Source organism: Enterobacter cloacae complex sp. P2B (assembly GCF_014895985.1).
Lineage (GTDB): Bacteria > Pseudomonadota > Gammaproteobacteria > Enterobacterales > Enterobacteriaceae > Enterobacter > Enterobacter bugandensis.
In genome coordinates, this window is sequence record NZ_JADBQQ010000005.1 from 70,204 (window position 1) to 93,144 (window position 22,941).

A 22,941-nucleotide genomic window follows, 5' to 3' on the forward strand; every position below is an offset into this window, starting at 1 on the left:
CAGGATCAACATAACAATGAAACGTTCTCATCTTTGGGTTTTAAATCCTTGCTTGCTTGCAATGCTTTCTACCTCTGCGTGGGCGGAAGAACAAAAGGAAGAAAATATCGTGGTCTCTGCCAGCCGCGCGCACCGCAGCGTGGCCGAGATGGCGCAGACCACCTGGGTCATTGAACGCTCTGAGATCGAGCAGCAGGTTCAGGGCGGGAAAGAGATTAAAGAGGTGCTGGCGCAGCTGATCCCGGGTATGGACGTCAGCAGCCAGGGGCGTACCAACTACGGCATGAACCTGCGCGGCCGCTCCATGATGGTGATGGTGGACGGCGTGCGCCTGAACTCGTCCCGCAGCGACAGCCGCCAGCTCGACTCCATCGACCCGTTCAACATTGACCGCATCGAAGTCATCTCCGGCGCCACGTCACTGTACGGCGGCGGCAGCACCGGCGGCCTGGTGAACATCGTCACCAAAAAGGGCCAGCCGGAGACCGAAGTTGAGTTCCAGACCGGAGCAAAAAGTGGGTTTAACAGCCACAACGACCACGATGAGAACGTGTCGGCTGCGGTCAGCGGCGGCAACGACAACGCCTCCGGTCGTCTGTCGGTGTCGTATCAGCGCTACGGCGGCTGGTATGACGGCAACGGCGATGAGGTGATCATCGATAACACCCAGACCGGCCTACAGTATTCCGACCGTATTGATGTGATGGGAACAGGCACCCTCAACATCGACGATCACCAGCAGTTGCAGCTCACTACCCAGTACTACAAGAGCGAGTCCGACGGCAAGCATGGGCTGTATCTCGGGAAGAACTTCTCGGCGGTAACGGGCGATGCCACCGCGTACAACAAGGATAATCTCGACTCTGACCGCGTGCCGGGCACCGAGCGCCATCTGATTAACCTGCAGTACTCCAATACTGATTTCTGGGGCCAGGATCTGGTCGCGCAGATTTACTACCGTGACGAGAGCCTGACCTACTACCCGTTCCCGACCCTGACCAAAGGCGTGGTGAGCAGCATCGGCGCGTCGCAGCAGAAAACCGATTTTTACGGCGGCAAGCTGACGCTGAACAGCAAGCCGGTGGACGATTTGACGCTGACCTGGGGTGTCGATGCCGACCACGAAACGTTCGACGCCAACCAGCAGTTCTTTGACCTGAGCAAAGCGGCGGCGAGCGGCGGCATGGAGCTGGACAACGCCTACAACGTGGGCCGTTATCCTGGCTACAGCATCACCAATCTCGCTCCGTTCCTGCAGGCGAGCTATGACATTGACGCCATCACCCTGAGCGGCGGCGTGCGCTACCAGTACACCGAAAACAAGGTGGATGATTTTGTTGGCTACGCCCAGCAGCAAGCCATCGCCACCGGGAAAGCCACCTCCGCCGACGCGGTGCCGGGCGGGAAAACCGATTACAGCAACTTCCTGTTTAACGCCGGGATCCTCGGTCGTCTGACCGAACAGCAGCAGCTGTGGTTTAACTTCTCCCAGGGCTTTGAAATTCCTGACCTGGCGAAGTACTACGGCTCCGGCACCTACCAACTCAGCAACGGCCACTATCGCCTGCTGAACAGCGTGAACGTCAACGACTCAACGCTCGACGGCATCAAGGTCAATGCCTACGAGCTGGGCTGGCGCTACACTGGTGACAACCTGCGCACGCAGGTAGCGGCGTATTACTCGCTCTCGGATAAAACCATCACCATCAACAAGACGGATATGACCATCAACCTGGAAGACGACAAGCGTCGTATCTACGGGATTGAAGGCCAGGTGGACTATTTCTTCACCGACAGCGACTGGAGCACCGGCGCGAACTTTAACGCCATCAAGTCTGAAACCCGCGAAAACGGTAAGTGGGAGAAGCTGACGGTCGACAGCGCCAGCCCGTCGAAAGCCAGCACATGGGTCAACTGGGCGCCGGGCGACTGGACCCTGCGCGTGCAGAGCACGCAGACCTTTGACGTGTCTGACGCTGACGGCAAGAAGATCGATGGCTATAACACGGTAGATTTCCTGGGCAGCTACGCCCTGCCGGTGGGGAAAGTCAGCTTCAGCGTGGAAAACCTGCTGGACAAAGACTACACCACCGCCTGGGGCCAGCGCGCACCGGGACTGTATAGCCCAACCTACGGTGCACCGGGCCTGTACACCTATAAAGGCCGCGGACGTACGTTTGGTCTGAACTACTCCGTGCTGTTCTGATCCTTCGCGCCGCCTGCGGGCGGCGCATTTCGTTGTGTAATTTCAACGCAAATTTGCTATAAAATCAGCGATTTGCTGAAATAGTCGGCAAACGAACAAAAAGCGCGTTTTCACCCTTTGACAAGGCGTACCGAGGTCGATAATATGCGCCTCGTTCACACGATTCCTCTGTAGTTCAGTCGGTAGAACGGCGGACTGTTAATCCGTATGTCACTGGTTCGAGTCCAGTCAGAGGAGCCAAATTTGAAAAGCCTGCTTTTGAAGCAGGCTTTTTGCTTTTCATTTTCCCCTCCGCATCGGGAGAATTTCGGAGCCAGGTTGAGGTCCCCCCATCATGGCTTCATAACAATACGGCCAAGCGGTTTCGCTGTCTCGGCGTATTCATGGGCCGCGGCGGCGTTAGCCAGGGGGAAGATTCGATCAATGACAACCCTGATGCGCCCTGCCGCTACAGCCTGCAACATCTCGTCCACGCTTGCCCGAACCTCAGGCCTTTCAAAAAGGGGGCCCATGAATACCCCCATGAGCGTCTGGTTAGACTGCATTGCCGGCCATAAGTCGGCTGTCAGGCTGCCACCGCCCGCATTACCGACGAAAACGAGACGCCCTTCCGGCGCGAGTGCAGAAAGCGACGCAGGCAACGTCGTCCCTACCGGATCGATGACGAGGTTAACACCGGTGCCACGAGTGACCTGTCGGACACTCTCCACGACGTTATTCTCTACACGATCCACAACATGATCGGCCCCCAGTTCCAGCAAACGGTTTTTTCGCTGCGTTCCGCTTGCCACGGCGATGACCGTCGCGCCAGCTTGTGAGGCAAGCTGAACGGCCGCGAGCCCCACGCCACCCGCTGCAGCCTGAATCAGAACGGTTTCTCCGTGCCGGAGCATGCCTCGTGTGAAGAGGCAGTGATATGCTGTTCCAAAGGAGATCGGTACCACCGCCGCTTCTGCTGCATCCACTCCGTCTGGTATAAGCCAGGTTCGTTCCGCAGGCACAGCCCAACGTTCCGCATGCGATCCCTGCATGCTAAAAGCAGTCACTCTGTCTCCAACCTTGCGGCTACGGACTTTCGACCCGACGGCAACCACCGTCCCCGCGGCCGCGTAGCCAACGATCCATGAAGGAAAAGGCGGCGGAGTTGAACGTCGGTTGATCAGATCTCCCCCTTCAATCGAGATAGCCTCGACTGAAATCAGCACATCGTCAGGTCCTGCGACCGGATCCGGAACATCGACATATTGCAGGACGCCGGGAGCGCCTTCCTCGTCATAAACCGCTGCCTTCATAAATTTTCCTCTGACTTGCCTTTTGACCGTCGGAAAGATCCGTAACGCTCAGGGTAGCCTGGCAATCACCTTTATCTCAAACTGGAATCCGTACAGCCACGTCACGCCGATCCCGGTCAGCGTCGGATAAGGTGCTTCCCCCCAATATTCTGGCAGGACACTCCAGATAGCGTCGAGGTTTGACTCGGGATCGACAACAAAAAGGGTAACGTCAACCACGTCATCGAACGTGCAGCCCGCAGCCGTGAGAACAGCATTAAGGTTATCAAACGCCAGACGGATCTGCGCTTTTATATCCTCTTTAGGCGAACCATCTTCCCGGCTACCCACCTGCCCCGAAACAAACAAGAAGCCATTAGATTTGATGGCGGGTGAATAGCGATTGCGCTCATAGAGCGCCTGGCGCCCGAAGGGAAAAACGGCTTCGCGTGTTGTCATATTTGTACCTTTGTAATGGGGCGAACTCTGCCCGGTGAACGTAAAGAGACTTTACAGCTGCTGAAGCAGAGGGATAAACAGGCGACTTTGTCCATCATTGTTTGTAATATCCAAACAATCGGTGAAAAGAGAGGACATGGGATGGATCGTTTTGATGCGATGCGCGCCTTTGCTCGCGTGGTGGAGGCAGGCAGCTTCACAAAGGCTGCCCAAACGCTCCATATGAGCAAAACCACGGTGACGCAGCTTATTCAGCAGCTGGAAGCGCGCCTGCGCGTCAAGCTGCTCCATCGCACCACCCGCAGGCTCGGCGTCACTCCCGATGGCGCGGTCTACTACGAGCGCGTTATCCGCCTGCTGGCGGACATGGAAGATGCAGAAAACAGCCTGTCCAGTGCGGCGATGACGCCCAGGGGACGGTTAAGGGTGGATGTGCCCACTCCTCTCGCCCGCCTTGTGCTGGTGCCCGCGCTACCGGCTTTTCACGCGCGCTACCCTGATATCCAGTTCGACATGGGCGTGAGTGACCGGGTGGTGGATCTGATCGGCGACAACGTGGATTGCGTCCTGCGGGGTGGCGAAATCAATGACCAGTCACTGATCGCGCGCCATGTTGGCGATTTGCAAATCGGTGTTTACGTCGCACCGAGTTATGTGGAACGCCTCGGCGCCCCCGCGCATCCGCGAGAGCTGGAAAACACGGACCATCGCATCGTGGGATTCTTGTCCTCATGCACCGGTAAGATTGATCCTCTGGTGCTGCACGGTGAGAGTGAACGTATTGAAATTACGGGCAACTATGTGCTTGCTGTGGATGATGGCAATGCTTACCTCGAAGCTGGACTAGCGGGATTAGGCGTGATTGCGCTGCCGGTCTATATGGCGGCAGCACATCAGGCTCGCGGTGCCTTGATTCCTCTATTTGAACGCTGGCGTATTGCTCCAATGCCCCTGTACCTGGCATTCCCGCCTAACCGCCATGTCAACGCTAAACTGCGCGTTTTTATTGACTGGATCGTTGAGTTGATGCAGCGGCATGTCCCCACAACTTACAATAAGTGACGACATCCCTGCCCCCTGATTCGGCAGCGCTACCTGGCAAGCCCGAACCTAAATCTGATAATCAATCGCCACTTCTTCCGGCTCCATTACCTGGCGTTTGATCTCGTCCACCGACAGCCCGGCATTGCACAGCTCGATAAAGCGCCACACATAGTTGCGCTGCAGCTGCCCGCGCTTCAGGCCCAGCCACACTGTATTGGCGTCAAACAGATGCCGCGTATCCAGGCGCACCAGGTTCCCGTCTTCGCGTTCTCCGCTGGACTGTTCCGCCACCAGGCCAATGCCCAGACCCAGCTCGACGTAGGTTTTGATCACGTCAGAGTCCTGCGCGCTCAGCACGATGTCCGGCGTTAATCCTTTACGGTTGAAGGCCTCGTCTATGCGCGAGCGTCCGGTTATGCCCTGGCGATACGTAATCAGCGGCCATTTCGCGATCGCTTCCAGCGTCAGCGGTGAAACCTGATTCAACGGATGATCGATCGGGAGCAACAGGCTGTGGTACCAGCGGAACCAGGGAAAGGCCACCAGCAGCGGGTCGTTGCTCAATCGCTCGCTGGCAATGCCGATATCTGCCCCACCGTTTTGCAGCAGCCCTTCAATTTCCTGCGGCGTGCCCTGGATAAGCTCCAGACGGACGTCTGGGAAAAGTTCGCGGAAGGCTTTGATTACCGGCGGCAGGCTGTAGCGCGCCTGGGTGTGGGTGGTGGCGATGGTGAGCACGCCGGAGGCATCGTTGGTGAAGAGATCCGCCAGGCGACGCACGTTGCTGGCCTCGTTGAGGATCCGCTCCGCGATGGTGAGCAATGCTTTACCCGGCTCCGTCATGCCGAGCAGCCGCTTGCCGCGACGAATAAAGATCTCTATGCCCAGCTCCTCTTCCAGCTCGCGGATATGGCGGCTGACGCCGGACTGAGAGGTATAAAGCATATTGGCGACCTCGGTCAGGTTGTAGTCCCGCCTGGCCGCCTCACGGATAATTTTAAGTTGCTGGAAATTCACGATTCACTCCGGCGCATCTGACATAGCTCTATTGTTAGAGTCAGCCGAGCTGCAGAACAAATAATAAAAACCAGCATCTTATGCTTTTCTGGAATATCAGCTCACGAGCTGGAGTTCACGGTTCTCAAGCGATGGCTTGCTGACCAGCGACATCAAAATCTCTTTTACCGCCTGCGCCTGCGGCGAAAGCGAGCCGCGAGCGGACATGTTCAGCGACAGCGGCAGGCTCATCGAAGGCGTGGTGATCCGCGCCATCCAGCCGTTTGCCGCACCGCACAGCGAGCGCGCGGCGGATTCCGGCAGTACGGTGACACCCATTCCGCTGGCAATGGCCGCGGTAAGCGTGGAGATTGAGTCGATTTCGCCGATGATTTTGGCCGTCAGGCGGCGCAGGGAGAACGCTTCGTCCACACGCACGCGCACGGCGCTGTAGTCGCGCGGCAGATAGAGGTTCATCTCTGCCACGGCGGTAAGATCGACGCTCTGGCCCGGACAGTCGCGGGTACCCACGAGGTAGAGATCTTCTTTCAGCAGCGGCTGGCTGGTGATCCCGGCAACCGGGGAGCGATCGTAAAGGACCGCCATGTCCAGCTGGCCGTTGAGCAGCTTGTCATTCAGTACAGAGCCACTGTTTTCATGCAGATAGACAAGCACTTCCGGAAGCTCAGCGCGGACGGCCTGCAGAAGCGGCATCGTAATAGAGGACGCCGCCGTTCCCGGCGCCAGCCCGATAGAAACGTGCCCGCTCAGGGTCTGGCCCACGTTGTTCACCGCCAGCTGCGCCTGTTCACACTGACGCAGGATAGTGCGGGCATGGGTATACAGGATCTTGCCTGCTTCCGTTGGCGTGACGCCGCGTTTGGTGCGGATCAGTAACTGCTGATCCATCTCGCCTTCCAGAGTAGCCACCTGCTGGCTCAGCGCAGGCTGCGCGATGTGCAGCACTTCTGCCGCTTGAGTCAGGCTGCCGATATCGACGATTTTTACGAAGTATTTCAGTCGTCTTAAATTCATTTTGCCCCCTGTTCGAAATGCATTGCCGGAACCGGCTGTCGTTGTTGAACAGGTTTTGCAATATGAATGCCACTTTTACCGTACGGTCTGAATCGGGCGCTAAGCGCCTGAAAATAAGGAAACCTAATCATGGAGGGGGGATTTATTACTGAAACAGCAGTTTACGATCTGCCCCATTAGAGGTATATCCGCACCATTACGGTGCATTCCGCTGTCAAAAACATCATTTTGCCGATTTTGTCAGCAAACGATCAAAAGGCGTTGATCCACCCTTTGACAAGGCGAACGCAGGTCGATAATATGCGCCCCGTTCACACGATTCCTCTGTAGTTCAGTCGGTAGAACGGCGGACTGTTAATCCGTATGTCACTGGTTCGAGTCCAGTCAGAGGAGCCAAATTTGAAAAGCCTGCTTTTAAAGCAGGCTTTTTGCTTTTCTGCGCAAGGTAAATGCAAAACGGCAACTGGGTTGCCGTTTTTAGTGTGTTCCCCCTCTCCCGTGGGAGAGGGTTGGGGTGAGGGCACCAGCCCGCACTATGCCTTCACATGCCGATTTTAATCGGCATCCCCGACCGCCGTTCCAGTTCAGCGCCCGCCCCCTCGTTTATCAACTGTGTCTGCTGTGCGGCGGAGATGGGCAGAGGCACTTTCCGGCTCGATTCAAATTCCGCCCGGTTACGTGACAGCGGTTCGTGAATCTCCACCCAGCGGCTGCCGTCCGGCTCCGTGGTCACCTTAACGGGGCGATCGATAAGCTGCACGCGGGTGCCCACGGGGACATTATCGAAAAGATATTTAATGTCGTTGTTACGCAGACGAATACAGCCCTGGCTCACCCGCAGCCCAATGCCGAAATTGGAGTTTGTGCCGTGTATGGCATATAGCCTGCCGATATATATCGCATACAACCCCATCGGGTTATCCGGCCCGGCGGGCACGAAGGCGGGCAGCGTTTTCCCCTCTGCCGCATAGGCACGACGCGTGTTCGGCGTAGGTGACCAGGTGGGGCCCTCCTGCTTGCGCTCAACCGCCGTGACCCAGTTACGCGGGGTTTCGCGACCGGCCTGACCGATGCCGATGGGCAGTACTTCGACGGTATTGCTGCCCGGCGGGTAATAGTAAAGACGCATTTCCGCCACGTTAACGACAATCCCCTCGCGCACGGTGTCGGGTAAAATCAGCTGCTGAGGAATGACCAGCCGGGTGCCGGATTTGGGCAAAAAAGGATCCACGCCCGGGTTCGCTTCCAGCATATTGCTGAGCCCCAGCCCGTGCTGTGCAGCAAAGGCCTCAAGCGGTAACGTATTGCGCTCGGGAACGGTGATGGTAATCGGGGTTCCCACCAGCCGACTGCCTTCCGGCGGCAGGGTATAGGTTACGGCAAACGCACTGGGAACAGCGGCACACAGCGTAAGGACGAACCAGGTAAGTCGCATCATAATTTCCTGTGCTCACAAAAGAGAAAGCCTGGACTCAGGCAGGCTTTCTCAGTTTACGCTATTACGCTTCGATTTTACGCCATCTGCGCGTCAGCACTTTTTCCGCCTCGACAATAAGGAACATCACAAAACCAATCAGGAAGGTAATGACCCAGTAGCGGAACGGCAGCGCTTCGGTGCCAAACAGCATCTGCATGAACGGGGCGTAAATGATAAGAAGCTGTAGCGCCAGCAGTACGCCGCTCACGATCCAAATCCCTTTATTCGCCAGCAGACCTTTGCTCAGCGAGAAGCCGTCATTAACGCGACAGTTGAGCATGTAGAACCACTGCGCGGTCACCAGGGTTTGCAGCAGCACGGTGCGGATGAATTCCGCCGAGTAGCCGCGCGGCTGTAGCCAGGCTTCCAGCACGAAGGCGCTAATGGCAATCATCAGACCGACAAACACCACGCGCCAGATAGCGTAGCCGTCCATCACATGCAGATTCGCCTTGCGCGGTGGCCGGTTCATGATGTCTTTCTCACCCGCTTCAAACGCCAGGCCAAACGACAGGGTTGCCGACGTCGCCATGTTCATCCACAGGATCAGGACCGGCGTCAGCGGAATCAGATTCCCCGCCAGCAGCGCGATGATGATCAGCAGGGCCTGCGCGATGTTGCTCGGGATAACGAACAGAATCGTTTTTTTCAGGTTATCGTAAACCCGCCGTCCCTCGTGGACCGCACTGGCAATGGTGGCAAAGTTGTCATCCGTTAACACCATGTCGGCGGCTTCCTTGGTGACCTCAGTCCCCTTAATTCCCATGGCGATACCCACATCCGCCCGCTTGAGCGCCGGGGCATCGTTTACGCCATCCCCGGTCATGCCCACCACTTCCTGTTTACTTTGCAGGGCCTGCACGAGGCGGAATTTATCCTCCGGGCTGGTTCGGGCGAAAATATCGTACTGCTGCGCGGCGTCGCTCAGCTGACGGTCGTCCATTGCCTCCAGCTCGCGTCCGGTGATCGCGCTTGCGGCGTTACCAATCCCCAGCATTTGCCCGATGCTCATGGCCGTTTGCGGGTGGTCGCCGGTGATCATTTTCACGCGAATTCCGGCCTGCAGACAGTTGGCAATCGCGGTAATGGCCTCCGGACGCGGCGGATCCATCATTCCTGCAATACCCAGCAGGATCACGCCATCATGGAGGTCCGGGTGATCCAGCTCGCGCTGTCCCTCGCGGGCAGGTTTCCAGGCCGCCGCCACCATGCGCAGCCCTTCCCGGGCATACTCTTCAATCTTCCCTTCCCAGTAAGGTTGATCGAACGGCTGCAGTCCGTCATTCGTCTGCTGGTACTGGCAGAGGCGGAACAGGACGTCCGGCGCGCCGGTGATTAAAATCGCCTCTTCTTCACCCAGTCGGTAGAGCGTGGACATGTATTTATACTGCGAATCAAACGGGATTTTACTGCGCATTTCCGTCTCAAGCGGTGGGAGCGGGATTTTCGCCGCCAGCACCTTCAGGGCGCCCTCGGTGGGTCCTCCGGTGATTTTCCACAGCCCCTGCTCGTCTTTGATCAGCTGGCTGTCATTACAGAGGTCAATGGTGCGCAGGTAGCGTTCCAGCAGGGAACCCTGCGTCACGCTGACGGGCGTCGGGTCATCTACGGGGTGAATATTCCCCACCGGTTCGTAGCTGTCGCCCTCCACGCGATAGGTCGTGTCAGCGGTAATCACCGCTTTGACCGTCATTTCATTCATCGTCAGGGTGCCGGTTTTATCCGAGCAGATGACCGTCATTGCGCCCAGGGTTTCCACCGTGGGCAACTTGCGAATAATGGCCTTGCGACGCGCCATGGCCTGTACGCCAAGCGAAAGGATGATGGAAATGATGGCCGGCAGGCCTTCCGGCACGGCGGCAACGGCGAGGCTGATAAGCGACAGCACCAGTTCAGAAACCGGCATATCCCGGAACAGGAAGCTAAAGACGAACAGCGCTACCATCATCACCAGGATAGTGATGAAGATGGTCTTACCGAGCTTGTCCATCTGCACCATCAGCGGCGTGCGGTGCTTTTCAATGTCGGACATCATCTGATTGATGTGGCCAAGCTCGGTCTCGCCCCCGGTTGCCACCACCACGCCTTTACCGCCGCCGGAGCTGACGGTGGTGCCTGAGTAGAGCAGATTATAGCGATCGCCTAAGGGCAGTTCCCCGCTTAACGCATCGCTGTTTTTCTCAACAACGGTGGATTCGCCAGTCAGGATGGCCTCCTCCACGCGAAGGTTATGCGCCTCAATCACGCGCAGGTCCGCAGGGATACGATCCCCGGCGCGGATCACCACGATATCGCCCGGGACCAGCGCCGTAGTGGGGATCGTTTCATGATTCCCCTGTCGTACCACCACGGCTTCGCTGGAGAGCATATTGCGAATACTCTGCAACGATTTTTCAGCATTGCTCTCCTGGATATGGCCGATCAGCGCGTTAATGATGGCAACCCCAAGGATCACAAACATGTCTACCCAGTGGCCCATAAAGAGCTTAAGCAACGCGGCCACCAGCAGAACGTAAATCAGTACATCGTTAAAATGCGCCAGGAAGCGCAGCCAGGCGGGTTTGCCCTTTTTTTGCGGTAACGCATTCTCACCATGCTGCTGAAGTCGGGCTGATGCCTCAGTGCCACTAAGTCCTTCCAGAGTGGAGTGGATATTCGACAGGGTTTCATCAACGGTTTGTTGATAATACGGACGTTCAGGTTTTCCTGTTTTCATTGTTACTTCCTCAGGTTCTATTCAGAAATCACCTTGCTTTCATGAAATTAACGAATAACGAAAACAGGAACATGGGCGTAACGGACAATACTTGCCGCCTCCGATCCTAACAAATGGGTTTGAATATTTGGATTGCGGGAGCCGACGATAATCGCGCCAGCAGCAAGTTCATCCGCCAGCTTAATAACCTCATCACGAACATTTCCGCTGCGAACATGGAGGTGAACGCGCTCTTCTGGCAAATTCAATTTTTTGACCAGGTCAGACAGTTTTTCTTTTGAATTATTAATCATATATTCATCCATCTTTCGCGCATCTGAAATAAAACCGCGCGTCAGCTCGGCTGAAAATTTTGGCATGACGTGCAGCAAATGAATGTCACCCAATGCGCTTTGCGCCAGAAAATGTGCATGCTGCAACGCTTTATCCGCCAGGCTTGTCTCATAGACATCCACCGGAACGAGAATATTTTTATACATATCGAGCATCCTTTTTATAACCAACATGAGAGTGAATGAAGCAAAAAAACGCATTAAATGCAGGGGGTTGCCCTTAATGCCAGTTACGGTAAAAGAGATGAATAATATTAAACGTAGCACAGGAATTTCAGGTTTAGCGCGTCCCCACTGCTAATGGTTATTTAACATTTATCTTTTCGCCGACTATGCTCATAGTGAGTTACCGCTTCCGGCTCATGGAGGAATGTATGTATGGCATAAGCCTGATCCGACTGGGTATGTTTATTGCGCTTGCCATTATCGCCAGCACGGCGATTGGTTTATTTACCTATATGGTCGTCACTGTTCTGGCAGAATAGTGTCACCCCTGTCCAGGTTATGGAATAAATAAAACAGTTATTTATTAGGGGAATACAGTGAACCGCTACCTCTCTCTTTTACCGTTCGTTTTGTTAACGCTCACGGCGTGCGATCCTAAACCTGAACAAGCCTCCCCCCTGCCCAGAATGGTTAAAGTGGCGGAGGTGACGGTTCCCGGTCATGCCCAGCAGCGCGTTTTTCCCGCCCGCATTGAATCGGGCGATGCCACAGACCTTTCCTTCAAGCGCGCTGGTCAAATTGAAGCGCTCGATGTGCGTCAGGGCGCAGCCATCAAGCAGGGCCAACAGCTTGCAAGATTGAACACCCGTGAAGCCCAGCAGCGGGTTAACGACAGGCAGACGGCGGCGACGCTGGCCCAGAGGCAGTTCGATCGCTTCCAGACGCTGGCGGGCCGCCAGGCGATTTCGAAAGCCGAAATGGACGTGCAGCGTGCGAACCGCGATTCGGCGAATGCGGCGCTGCAGATTGCCCGAGAAGAGTTGAATCAGATGACGCTCGTCGCCCCCTTCAGCGGGACGGCGGCCAGCGTACATGTCCGAAACCATCAGGTGGTGTCTGCCGGTCAGCCCATCGCGACGTTAACCCGCACCGATCTGCTTGACGTGGTATTCAGCATCCCTGAAAACCTGTTTAAGACCTTTGATATCCGCAACGCGCAGTATCGTCCGGTCGTGAGAATTAACGCCATTCCGGATCGGGAATTTACCGCCGTCTACAAAGAGCACTCGGGCAGCAGCGACAGTAATACCCTGACCTGGCAGGTGATACTGACCATGCCGCGACCAGAGGATTTTCCCGCCGTCGGTGGCGTAAGCGGTACGGTTACCATCAATTTAACCAACCTCCCGGCTGGCGCGGGCGCTCAGGCGCTGGTTGTACCGGTTGAGGCCGTCTTTAACCCGGACAACAGCCCACGCAATGAGCCGCACGTCTGGGTTGTGGCGGGAGAAGGCGACACGCTCCATCTTGAAGACCGCAAGGTCAGCGTGGGGCAAGTGATAACCGAAGGCGTGACGATCACCAGCGGGCTTAAGGCGGGCGAGCGCGTGGTGGCCGCAGGCGTGGGAGAGCTCCATGCTAACCAGCCGGTGCGTATCTGGACGCGTGAGCGGGGACTGTAATGGATATCACTCGTCAATTTATTAATAACCCGGTTCGCGTCTGGCTAACGATTCTGCTGCTGGGCATTGGGGGGATTTTCGCCCTGTTGAATATCGGCAGGCTGGAAGATCCCGCCTTTACCATCAAAACCGCTGTGGTGGTTACCCACTACCCCGGCGCATCCGCTCAGCAGGTTGAAGAAGAGGTGACGCTGCCGCTGGAGAATGCCCTTCAGCAGCTGCCTTATCTGGACAACGTAAGCTCCATCTCTTCAAACGGGCTGTCGCAAATCACCGTCAATATCGCTTCACGCTATCACTCGAACGAACTGCCGCAGATTTGGGATGAGCTGCGCCGCCGCGTGGGCGATGCCTCGCGTCAGTTCCCGCCCGGCGTCGTCACGCCCTTTGTGAATGACGATTTCGGCGACGTATTCGGCTTCTTCTTCGCCGTTTCCGGGGATGAATTCAGTAATCCTGAACTGGTGAGATATGCAGAGCAGCTGCGCCGCGCGTTGATTCTGGTTCCCGGCGTCGCGAAGGTCGCCATCGGCGGGGCCATTAGCCAACAGGTCAACATCGATATTTCCCTGACCAAAATGGCCGCGCGCGGCATTACGCTGAACCAGCTTTCCGCCCTGCTCAGCAGGCTCAACGTCGTTTCCAGCGCCGGAGAAATCACCTCCGGCAGCGAATCCATTCGTCTGCACCCGACCGGTGAGTTCGAGAATCTCGATGAACTGGCGGATCTCATCATCACGCCTTCCGGCACCGGGGCGGCGACGCGCCTGCGGGATATCGCCACGCTGTCGCGCGGGCTGAACGAATCGCCCGCCAGTATCTACCATGCCAACGGCAAAAAAGCCGTTACCATGGGCGTCTCGTTTATTCCCGGCGTGAACGTGATCGACGTGGGCCACGCGCTGGAGGCGAAGCTAAACCAGATGTCGGCGGAAAAACCGGCAGGCATACAGATAGATCTGTTTTACGATCAGGCAGCCGAAGTGGGCCATTCTGTTAACGGTTTTATTATTAACTTCCTGATGGCGCTGGCGATTGTCATCGGCGTGCTGCTGATCTTTATGGGGGTACGCAGCGGGATCATCATCGCGGTTTCTCTCGCCCTTAACGTGCTGGGCACGCTGCTGATTATGTATCTGTGTGGCATTGAGCTACAGCGCATCTCGCTCGGGGCGCTGATTATCGCCCTCAGCATGCTGGTGGATAACGCCATCGTGATTGTCGAAGGGGTGTTGATTGCCCGGCAGCAGGGCTCCCCGCTGTTAACCGCCGTAAACAACATCATCCGCCGCTCCGCCCTGCCGCTGCTGGGGGCGACGGTGATCGCCATCCTTGCGTTTGCCCCTATCGGGCTATCGCAGGATTCCACCGGGGAATACTGTAAATCTCTGTTCCAGGTGCTGCTGATTTCCCTGATGCTGAGCTGGTTCTCGGCGCTCACCCTCACCCCGGTGCTGATTAAGTGGTGGTTGTTTAAAAACGACAGCGCGCCGGACACTACTGACGAGTCAGATCCTTACGACAAACGTCTCTACCGCCTCTACCAGCACCTGCTGAACGCACTGCTGCACCATAAAACGCCGACGCTGGTAGTGATGGCCGCCCTGCTGGCCGCGTCTGTCTGGGGGTTTGGCGCGGTGCGGCAAAACTTTTTCCCGTCGTCCAATACGCCGATTTTCTTTGTCGACCTCTGGTTACCTTACGGGACAGATATCAAATGGACCGAGAAAATGACCGGCGATATTGAGAAAACCATCAAGGGACGGCCCGGCGTGGAAACCACCGTCTCGACCATCGGTCAGGGGAGCATGCGCTTTATTCTGACCTACAGCGGACAGCGGCAGTACAGCAACTACGCGCAGATCATGGTGCGTATGGATGACCAGCGCAGCATCTCCGCGCTGACGCGCTACGTGGATGAGTACATCGCGCGTAACTACCCGCAGGTCAACGCCAGCACGAAACGGGTGATGTTTGGGCCCTCCGGCGACAGCGCCATTGAAGTGCGCATTAAAGGCCCGGATCCTGACAGGCTGCGTCTGATTGCCAGCCAGGTGGACGATATCCTGGCGCGCGACCCGGCCACGGGGAGCGTCCGAAACGACTGGCAAAACCGCAGCAAAGTGATCCGTCCGCAGTACGTCGCCGCGCTGGGACGTGAGCTTGGCGTGGATAAGCAGGACGTCGACAACGCGCTGGAGATGAATTTCTCCGGCAGCCGGGCGGGGCTGTATCGGGAAGGCAGTGACCTGCTGCCCGTGGTGGTGAGGCCCCCGGAAAGCGAAAGGCTGGACGCCAGCCACCTGAACAACGTGCTGGTGTGGAGCCAGGCGCGGCAGCAGTATATCCCGCTAAGTAACGTCGTCAGCAGCTTCACGCTGGAGTGGGAAGATCCGCTCATCCTTCGACGCGACCGCTCGCGGGTACTAACGGTTCAGACGGATCCGGACCCGCTGAGCCAGCAAACCTCCGGTGATATTCTCGCCCGCGTGAAGCCGCAGGTGGATGCCCTTCCCCTGCCACACGGCTACAGCATCGAGTGGGGGGGCGACGCGGAAAACTCCAGCGAAGCGCAGCAAGGGCTGTTCACTACGCTACCTCTCGGGTATCTGGTGATGTTTGTTATTACGGTGCTGATGTTCAGCTCGGTAAAAAATGCCGTCGCGATCTGGCTGACCGTACCGCTGGCGTTGATTGGCGTCACGCCAGGATTTTTAATTACCGGCATTCCCTTTGGCTTTATGGCGCTGATTGGTCTGCTGAGCCTGAGCGGAATGCTCATCCGCAACGGCATCGTGCTGGTGGAAGAGATTGAACAGCAGAAAACGCACAAGGATCAGCACAGCGCGATCGTTTATGCCGCCACCTCGCGCCTGCGCCCTATCCTGCTCACCGCGTTCACGACCGTACTTGGCCTGGCACCGCTGCTGCTGGATGTTTTCTTCCAGAGCATGGCCGTTGTGATTATGTTTGGACTGGGGTTTGCTACAATCCTGACGCTGCTGGTACTCCCCGTGATCTATGCGTGTTTCCATCGTAAGGACGAAGCCAAACAACAATGAATGCGACAGGGCTGAACATTATCAAGACGCTGGGCTGTATGACGGCGGTCACCTTCTTCACCATCTACAATACCTGGGATCATTATGACTATGACTATCACTGGATCCTGGGCTTTTTAACCTTTATCTCGACCATCGCCACGCCGCTGTTTTTTGTGGTGTCGGGCTATCTCGACGGGCAATCCCGGCACGGTACACGCTGGCAGCTGGGTAAAATAAAAAGTCTGGTGATTGTTTTTCTGTTCTGGATAACGATCTACTACCTCTGGGAGCCTTATCAGCGCGGGTATTTAATTCAGCCCTGGTTCGTGTTCGCCTTTGTCGTGATTTACACCTTCCACCCGGCGGTGGAGTGGCTTAGCCAGCGGAGATCGCTGTTCTGCGGCGCGATTGCTGCTCTGCTGTGCTTTTCCTACGGATACGATCTACTATCAGCGCTTTATCCTGAAACGCACGTCCTTTCGCTTTCGCCGCAGTATCGGCTGTGGACATGGCTGCTGTTTTATCTGACCGGGCAGCTCTTCTGCGACCCAAAAGTCGCTGAGTGGATAAGCCGCAAAAATGTGGTCCGGGCGGCGGTTGTCGCCATCCCGTTTATCTATCTCTTCACCTGGTTTTACGAGCGCCACTTCTTTTTTGCCCTGTTTAAGGCCGACAGAAACGCCTTTATTCTCACCGGCTCGCAGATCTACATCCTGATTATTGCCCTGGTGATTGCGGCGAACGGCGTTCGCTTTCGCCGCAATGCTGAATTAAAGGAGTCCATTCTGGCCGCCATCAGCAAAACGATGACCGGCGTGTATATTGTGCATTACTCGGTGTTTCATCTGCTGACGGCGCTGATACCGGTGACCTCTCTCGGCATGAAGCTGGCGCTGATTGTGCTTACGTTCGTCACCTCTGTTCTCTTCTCCATGCTGGTATTGTCTAACGCCGTGGCAAAAAAGGTGATCACCCTTTAAAAGCCTAAGCGCAGCCAGGCAAAGAGCACGTTGCCGTTGTTATACGTTCCGGGAATATAGGTGAACTGGACGGTAACGCGCTTATAGCCAGCTGAAAACAGCGGGAAGATGAACGGCAGAGGCACATAGTTTGCAAAATCATCTCGCGCCGTGATGCCCGCGGCGGCACCGAGCCCAAGGCGGAAATCTTTGGCATTATCCAGATACCAGCCCTTCTCCCAGCCATAGCCCATCGCGGGCTGCCATTCGTTGTGCGAGTCCTTGAACATCATTGCGAAAAGCGCGCTCCAGTTGCCCTCTTCGTTATAGCGGGACACGCCCAGGCCGCCGCCCCACGGCATTTCGTTGTACTCGTCGGTTTTTTCTTTGTCGTACATAAAGCGGGCGTGCCAGCTCAGAAACGGCAGGTACAAATCGTAACGTTGCGGCTCTTCCCAGGTCTGGGAGATATCATCCGTCAGCGCATTCCACCAGCCGCTAATACGCTGTTCGCCATAGACTTTCGGCTCGGCATGAAGCGGTGCGGCGAATAAAAACAGGACCATCCAGAATGCCGAAAAGTTACGTTGCATCGTTTTTCCCTCAGCTTTAGTCACGCAGCGGTATCTATTACTGTAATCCATTCAGCACGAACCGGAGCCAAACAGACTGATTTATCTCGAGGCAGGGGAAAATGAAATTTATTTATTCAGCGCCTTCCGGAAAGATAAAAACGTTTTCTCAGGCGTTTTGTCGCGGTAGTCTCATAGGTTCCGTTTATATGACGGCAGCTATGTGAGTGACATTTTCTTATACCAATAATAAAAAACAGTACGGACAGGATAACTATGGACTCCACCCTCATCTCCGATCGTCCCAACGAGGAGACACCTTCGCTCAATCGCGCCCGCCGCGCTGCACTCGGCAGCTTCGCGGGTGCCGTCGTCGACTGGTATGATTTTCTGCTTTACGGCATTACCGCCGCGCTGGTGTTTAACCGCGAGTTTTTTCCCCAGGTTAGCCCCGCGATGGGCACGCTTGCCGCGTTTGCCACCTTCGGCGTCGGCTTTCTGTTTCGCCCGCTGGGCGGGGTGATTTTCGGCCACTTCGGCGACCGGCTTGGCCGCAAGCGGATGCTGATGCTTACCGTCTGGATGATGGGGATCGCCACCGCGCTGATTGGCATTCTTCCTTCGTTTTCCGCTATTGGCTGGTGGGCGCCTGTGCTGCTGGTGACATTACGCGCCATTCAGGGCTTCGCCGTGGGCGGCGAATGGGGCGGCGCGGCGCTGTTATCCGTTGAGAGCGCGCCAAAAAACAAGAAAGCGTTTTACAGCAGCGGCGTGCAGGTCGGGTACGGCGTCGGGCTGTTGCTTTCCACCGGGCTGGTATCGTTAATCAGCCAGCTCACCACCGACGCGCAGTTTCTGAGCTGGGGCTGGCGCATCCCTTTTATCTTCAGCATCGTGCTGGTGATTGCCGCGCTGTGGATCCGCAACGGGATGGATGAGTCGGCAGAGTTCGAACAGCAACAGCGTGAGGAGCCGTCCGTCAAAAAACGGCTGCCGGTGATGGAAGCACTGATTCGGCACCCTGGCGCTTTTCTGAAAATCATCGCCCTGCGCCTGTGCGAACTGCTGACGATGTATATCGTTACCGCGTTTGCGCTGAACTACTCGACGCAGAACCTCGGCCTGCCGCGCGAACTGTTCCTGAATATCGGCCTGCTGGTCGGCGGGATCAGCTGTCTGACCATCCCCTGCTTCGCCTGGCTGGCGGACCGGTTTGGTCGCCGCCGCGTCTACATCACCGGCGCGCTGATTGGCACCCTCAGCGCCTGGCCGTTCTTTATGGCGCTGGAGGCGCAGTCTGTGTTCTGGATTGTCTTCTTCGCCATTATGCTCGCCAACATCGCTCACGATATGGTGGTCTGCGTGCAGCAGCCGATGTTTACCGAACTGTTCGGCGCCAGCTACCGCTACAGCGGCGCGGGCGTGGGCTACCAGGTGGCAAGCGTGGTCGGCGGCGGGTTTACGCCGTTTATTGCCGCCGCGCTGGTGACCTTCTCCGGCGGTAACTGGCACAGCGTGGCGATTTATCTGCTGGCCGGCTGCCTGCTGTCGGCAGCGACGGCGCTTCTGATGAAAGAGACGAGCCACCGCTGATCTCCCTTTTGTTTCACAGGCGTGTGACATACTATCGGATAGAGTCGCACACCTGTGGAACAAGGAGACAGAGATGAATAATAAGGGCTCCAGCCTGACCCCGGCTCAGGCGCTGGAAAAACTCGACGCGCTGTATGAACAGTCCGTCAACGCGCTGCGCAGCGCCATCAGCGAATACATCGAAACGGGGAAACTTCCCGATCAAAAGGCCAGAAACGAAGGCCTTTTTGTTTATCCATCGCTCTCTGTGACCTGGGACGGCAGCGCAAGCACGACGCCGAAAACCCGCGCCTACGCCCGTTTTACCCACTCCGGCTGCTACAGCACCACCGTCACCCGCCCTGCACTGTTCCGCCCCTATCTGGAAGAGCAGCTAACGCTGTTGTATCAGGATTACGGCGCGCACATTGCCGTGGAGCCTTCACAGCATGAGATCCCGTACCCGTACGTGATTGACGGTTCGGCGCTAACTCTTGACCGCTCCATGAGCGCGGGACTGACCCGCCACTTCCCAACGACCGAGCTGTCACAGATTGGCGATGAGACGGCTGACGGGATTTATCACCCGGCAGAGTTTTCCCCCCTGTCGCACTTTGACGCCCGTCGGGTGGATTTCTCCCTGGCGCGCCTGCGCCACTACACCGGCACGCCCGCCGAGCATTTCCAGCCGTTTGTGCTGTTTACCAACTACACCCGCTACGTGGACGAGTTCGTTCGCTGGGGCTGTAGCCAGATCCTTGATCCGGACAGTCCATATATCGCCCTCTCCTGCGCGGGCGGGATCTGGATCACCGCCGAGACCGAAGCGCCCGAGCAGGCCATCTCCGATCTGGCGTGGAAAAAACACCAGATGCCCGCCTGGCACCTGATCACCGCCGACGGTCAGGGGATCACCCTGATCAACATCGGCGTCGGCCCGTCGAACGCCAAAACCATCTGTGACCATCTGGCGGTGCTGCGCCCCGACGTGTGGCTGATGATTGGCCACTGCGGCGGCCTGCGCGAAAGCCAGCTGATTGGCGATTACGTGCTGGCCCACGCCTATCTGCGCGACGACCACGTGCTGGATGCGGTACTGCCGCCGGATATCCCAATCCCGAGCATCGCCGAAGTACAGCGCGCGCTGTATGACGCCACCAAAGAGGTGAGCGGCATGCCGGGTGAAGAGGTGAAGCAGCGCCTGCGTACCGGTACGGTGGTGACAACGGATGACCGCAACTGGGAGTTGCGTTACTCCGCCTCCGCGCTGCGCTTCAACCTGAGCCGAGCGGTGGCGATTGATATGGAGAGCGCCACCATCGCCGCCCAGGGGTATCGCTTCCGCGTTCCTTACGGCACGCTGCTGTGCGTGTCCGATAAGCCGCTGCACGGCGAAATTAAGCTGCCGGGTCAGGCCAACCGTTTCTATGAAGGGGCGATTTCCGAACATTTGCAGATCGGCATTCGCGCCATCGACCTGCTGCGGGCGGAAGGCGACCGACTGCATTCGCGCAAGCTGCGCACCTTCAACGAGCCGCCGTTCCGCTAATAACAATAAGGAAAAACCATGCACACCCCTACTCCGCTCTCTGCCCTGCGTCAGTGGCTTCAGGAAAACAGCCTCGACGGGATGATCGTTCCGCGCACCGATGCCTGGCAAAGCGAGAATTGCGCGTCGAACGACGAAAAGCTGGCCTGGCTGACAGGCTTTAACGGCTCTGCTGGCGTCGCGCTGGTACTGAGGGATAAAGCGCTGCTGTTCGTCGACGGGCGCTATCAGGTGCAGGCCCGCGTTCAGGTGAATATGGATGAGGTTGAGATCCACCATCTGCACAACGAGCCGCTGGCAGACTGGCTGACGGCAAACGTCGCGGCGGGCACGCGCATTGGTTTTGACCCAATGCTGATGACGAATACCGAGTTTACGCAGCTGTCTGCCACACCGTGCACGCTCGTGCCGCTGAACGCGTCACCGTTTGACGCCTTATGGACCGATCGCCCTGCCGCACCGGCGGGGCTTATCCGTGAGATGCCGGTTGCGATAAGCGGTGAAAGCAGCGAAGACAAACGTCAGCGCGTTGCCGCCGTGCTGGCCGCGAACAACGCTGACTACCTGGCCGTTACGCTGCCGGATAACATTGCGTGGATGCTCAACGTGCGCGGCTCAGATATCCCCACCAGTCCGGTACCGCTCTCATTTGCCCTGCTCGGTCGCGACGGCCGCGTTGAGTGGTTTGTTAACGACAATAAGCTCGCAGAACTCCCTGATGCAGTTCTGAACGCCTTCACGATTGCGCCACAGAACACTTTTATTGAGCGCTGTCAGCAACTTGCTGAAGGGAAGCGGGTGATGGTTGATGCCGACTCCGCGCCGGTGGCCCTGCGCTTTGCCATTGAACCGCGCGGTGAAATTGTCTGGCGAACCGATCCCATTACCCTCATTAAGGCTACCAAAAACCCGGTCGAGCTGGCAGGGTATCGCGAGTGCCATCTCCAGGACGGCGCCGCGTGGGTCAACTTCCTGGCCTGGCTGAGCCGCGAAGTGCCGCTGCGTGCGGCGGCGGGACAACCGCTAACGGAGCTGGAAGTGCAGGCGCAGCAGCTGGCATTTCGCAAACAGCAGCCCGGTTTTATTGAGCAGAGTTTCGCGACCATTTCCGCCTCTTCGAGCAATGCGGCGATGTGCCACTATCATTCAAGCGAGGCCAGCAACAAGCCCCTCGGCCATAACCATTTTTACCTGAACGATTCGGGCGGTCAGTACGCTAACGGCACCACCGATGCCACGCGCACGCTGGCGTGGGGTAATGTCCCCTCGCAGCAGCGTCTGCACTACACCGCCGTGCTGAGGGGTTTTCTATCGCTGATTACCCTGCAGTTCCCTTCCGGTACGCAGGGGCACCAGCTGGATGCTTTCGCGCGTCGTCCGCTGTGGGAGATGGGGCTGGATTACGATCACGGTACCGGGCACGGCGTGGGCCACCAGCTTCTGATCCACGAAAACCCGCATCGCATCGCCAAAAAGGTCAACCCGTGGCCGCTGGTGGCAGGCAATATCATGACGATTGAACCGGGATACTATCTGGGCGATAGCCACGGTATTCGCATTGAAAACCAGGTGGAGATAGTGGAGAGCCGTCCGGGGTTCTGCAAGTTTGCTTCTCTGACGCTGATCCCGATTGATTTAAGCCAGGTCGAGCTGGATCTGTTGAGCGAGCAGGAAAAGCAGTGGCTGGATGAGTATCATCAGCAGGTACGTGAGGCGCTGACGCCGCTGGTGAATAGCGAGGCGCGTTCGTGGCTGGAGGCGGCGACGGCGCCGGTTCGTGTGTAATTTCGTGCGGTCTGATGCCCTCACCCCATCCCTCTCCCGTGGGAGAGGGTGAAAACACTAAAAACGGCAACAAGGTTGCCGTTTTGCATTTACCTGACGCAGAAAAGCAAAAAGCCTGCTTCAAAAGCAGGCTTTTTAAATTTGGCTCCTCTGACTGGACTCGAACCAGTGACATACGGATTAACAGTCCGCCGTTCTACCGACTGAACTACAGAGGAATCGTGTGAACGGGGCGCATATTATCGATGCTCCCCCATGATGTCAAAGGCAGAATGCATATTTCCGATCGTTTGCCG

At 57.1% G+C, this 22,941-nt stretch carries 16 protein-coding genes and 3 tRNA genes; 10 read left to right on the top strand and 9 right to left on the bottom strand.

Annotated elements, in window-relative coordinates; all coding sequences use genetic code 11:
* Positions 1–16: 16 nt before the first annotated feature.
* Positions 17–2,206, top strand: a complete 2,190-nt coding sequence (locus IM313_RS04650; protein ID WP_192971729.1) for a TonB-dependent siderophore receptor — start codon at positions 17–19, stop codon at positions 2,204–2,206.
* A gap of 164 nt (positions 2,207–2,370) precedes the next feature.
* Positions 2,371–2,446: transfer RNA gene (locus IM313_RS04655), tRNA-Asn, on the top strand.
* Positions 2,447–2,538: 92 nt separating this feature from the next.
* Here IM313_RS04655 and IM313_RS04660 read toward each other — a convergent pair.
* Both IM313_RS04660 and IM313_RS04665 read right to left on the bottom strand, forming a co-directional pair.
* Positions 2,539–3,498: a zinc-binding alcohol dehydrogenase family protein gene (locus IM313_RS04660; RefSeq protein ID WP_192972130.1), complete on the bottom strand. Its 960-nt coding sequence runs from the start codon at positions 3,496–3,498 to the stop codon at positions 2,539–2,541.
* Between the two features lie 48 nt (positions 3,499–3,546).
* Complete coding sequence (locus tag IM313_RS04665; RefSeq protein ID WP_192972129.1) at positions 3,547–3,936, bottom strand: RidA family protein; 390 nt, start codon at positions 3,934–3,936, stop codon at positions 3,547–3,549.
* A 141-nt stretch (positions 3,937–4,077) separates the two neighbouring features.
* On the opposite strand from IM313_RS04665, the gene IM313_RS04670 reads away from it, so the two are divergent.
* A complete protein-coding gene (locus tag IM313_RS04670; protein WP_192972128.1) occupies positions 4,078–4,998 on the top strand; it encodes a LysR family transcriptional regulator in 921 nt (306 codons plus the stop codon).
* A 48-nt stretch (positions 4,999–5,046) separates the two neighbouring features.
* Here IM313_RS04670 and cbl read toward each other — a convergent pair whose 3' ends face one another.
* On the bottom strand, positions 5,047–5,997 hold the full coding sequence (gene cbl / locus IM313_RS04675; protein WP_192972127.1) for an HTH-type transcriptional regulator Cbl: 951 nt from the start codon (positions 5,995–5,997) through the stop codon (positions 5,047–5,049).
* Positions 5,998–6,093: 96 nt separating this feature from the next.
* Complete coding sequence (gene nac, locus IM313_RS04680; RefSeq protein WP_028013742.1) at positions 6,094–7,011, bottom strand: nitrogen assimilation transcriptional regulator NAC; 918 nt, start codon at positions 7,009–7,011, stop codon at positions 6,094–6,096.
* A 320-nt stretch (positions 7,012–7,331) separates the two neighbouring features.
* Here nac and IM313_RS04685 point away from each other — a divergent pair.
* A tRNA-Asn gene (locus tag IM313_RS04685) sits at positions 7,332–7,407 on the top strand.
* A 145-nt stretch (positions 7,408–7,552) separates the two neighbouring features.
* On the opposite strand, the gene ldtA is transcribed toward IM313_RS04685, so the two are convergent.
* The 3 genes from ldtA to IM313_RS04700 form a co-directional block, all read right to left on the bottom strand.
* Positions 7,553–8,449, bottom strand: coding sequence for a L,D-transpeptidase (gene ldtA, locus IM313_RS04690; protein WP_192971375.1), 897 nt, complete (start codon positions 8,447–8,449; stop codon positions 7,553–7,555).
* Between the two features lie 61 nt (positions 8,450–8,510).
* Positions 8,511–11,204: a cation-transporting P-type ATPase gene (locus tag IM313_RS04695; RefSeq protein ID WP_192971374.1), complete on the bottom strand. Its 2,694-nt coding sequence runs from the start codon at positions 11,202–11,204 to the stop codon at positions 8,511–8,513.
* 47 nt (positions 11,205–11,251) lie between these two features.
* Entirely contained in the window at positions 11,252–11,683 is a 432-nt protein-coding gene (locus IM313_RS04700; RefSeq protein WP_063154988.1) for a universal stress protein, read from the bottom strand.
* Between the two features lie 395 nt (positions 11,684–12,078).
* On the opposite strand from IM313_RS04700, the gene IM313_RS04705 reads away from it, so the two are divergent.
* The 3 genes from IM313_RS04705 to IM313_RS04715 are packed head-to-tail and all read left to right on the top strand — an operon-like array spanning position 12,079 to position 17,188.
* On the top strand, positions 12,079–13,164 hold the full coding sequence (locus tag IM313_RS04705; RefSeq protein ID WP_192971373.1) for an efflux RND transporter periplasmic adaptor subunit: 1,086 nt from the start codon (positions 12,079–12,081) through the stop codon (positions 13,162–13,164).
* Entirely contained in the window at positions 13,164–16,226 is a 3,063-nt protein-coding gene (locus tag IM313_RS04710) for an efflux RND transporter permease subunit (RefSeq protein ID WP_192971372.1), read from the top strand. The genes IM313_RS04705 and IM313_RS04710 overlap by 1 nt, the downstream gene beginning before the upstream one ends.
* A complete protein-coding gene (locus tag IM313_RS04715; RefSeq protein ID WP_045629806.1) occupies positions 16,223–17,188 on the top strand; it encodes an acyltransferase in 966 nt (321 codons plus the stop codon). Before IM313_RS04710 ends, IM313_RS04715 begins: the two co-directional genes overlap by 4 nt.
* On the opposite strand, the gene pagP is transcribed toward IM313_RS04715, so the two are convergent.
* Complete coding sequence (gene pagP, locus IM313_RS04720; protein ID WP_041909188.1) at positions 17,185–17,760, bottom strand: lipid IV(A) palmitoyltransferase PagP; 576 nt, start codon at positions 17,758–17,760, stop codon at positions 17,185–17,187. The two genes, IM313_RS04715 and pagP, sit on opposite strands and share 4 nt — an antisense overlap.
* A gap of 255 nt (positions 17,761–18,015) precedes the next feature.
* Between pagP and shiA the strand changes: the two genes are divergently transcribed.
* The 3 genes from shiA to IM313_RS04735 all read left to right on the top strand — a co-directional run bounded on the left by shiA (position 18,016) and on the right by IM313_RS04735 (position 22,645).
* Complete coding sequence (gene shiA / locus IM313_RS04725; protein ID WP_045260388.1) at positions 18,016–19,332, top strand: shikimate transporter; 1,317 nt, start codon at positions 18,016–18,018, stop codon at positions 19,330–19,332.
* Positions 19,333–19,405: 73 nt separating this feature from the next.
* Positions 19,406–20,860 (top strand): AMP nucleosidase, encoded by a 1,455-nt coding sequence (locus tag IM313_RS04730; protein ID WP_041909184.1) that lies wholly within the window; start codon positions 19,406–19,408, stop codon positions 20,858–20,860.
* 18 nt (positions 20,861–20,878) lie between these two features.
* Positions 20,879–22,645, top strand: a complete 1,767-nt coding sequence (locus IM313_RS04735; RefSeq protein WP_192971371.1) for an aminopeptidase P family protein — start codon at positions 20,879–20,881, stop codon at positions 22,643–22,645.
* Between the two features lie 142 nt (positions 22,646–22,787).
* Here the strand turns inward: IM313_RS04735 and IM313_RS04740 are convergent.
* Positions 22,788–22,863, bottom strand: a tRNA-Asn gene (locus IM313_RS04740).
* Positions 22,864–22,941: the final 78 nt, after the last annotated feature.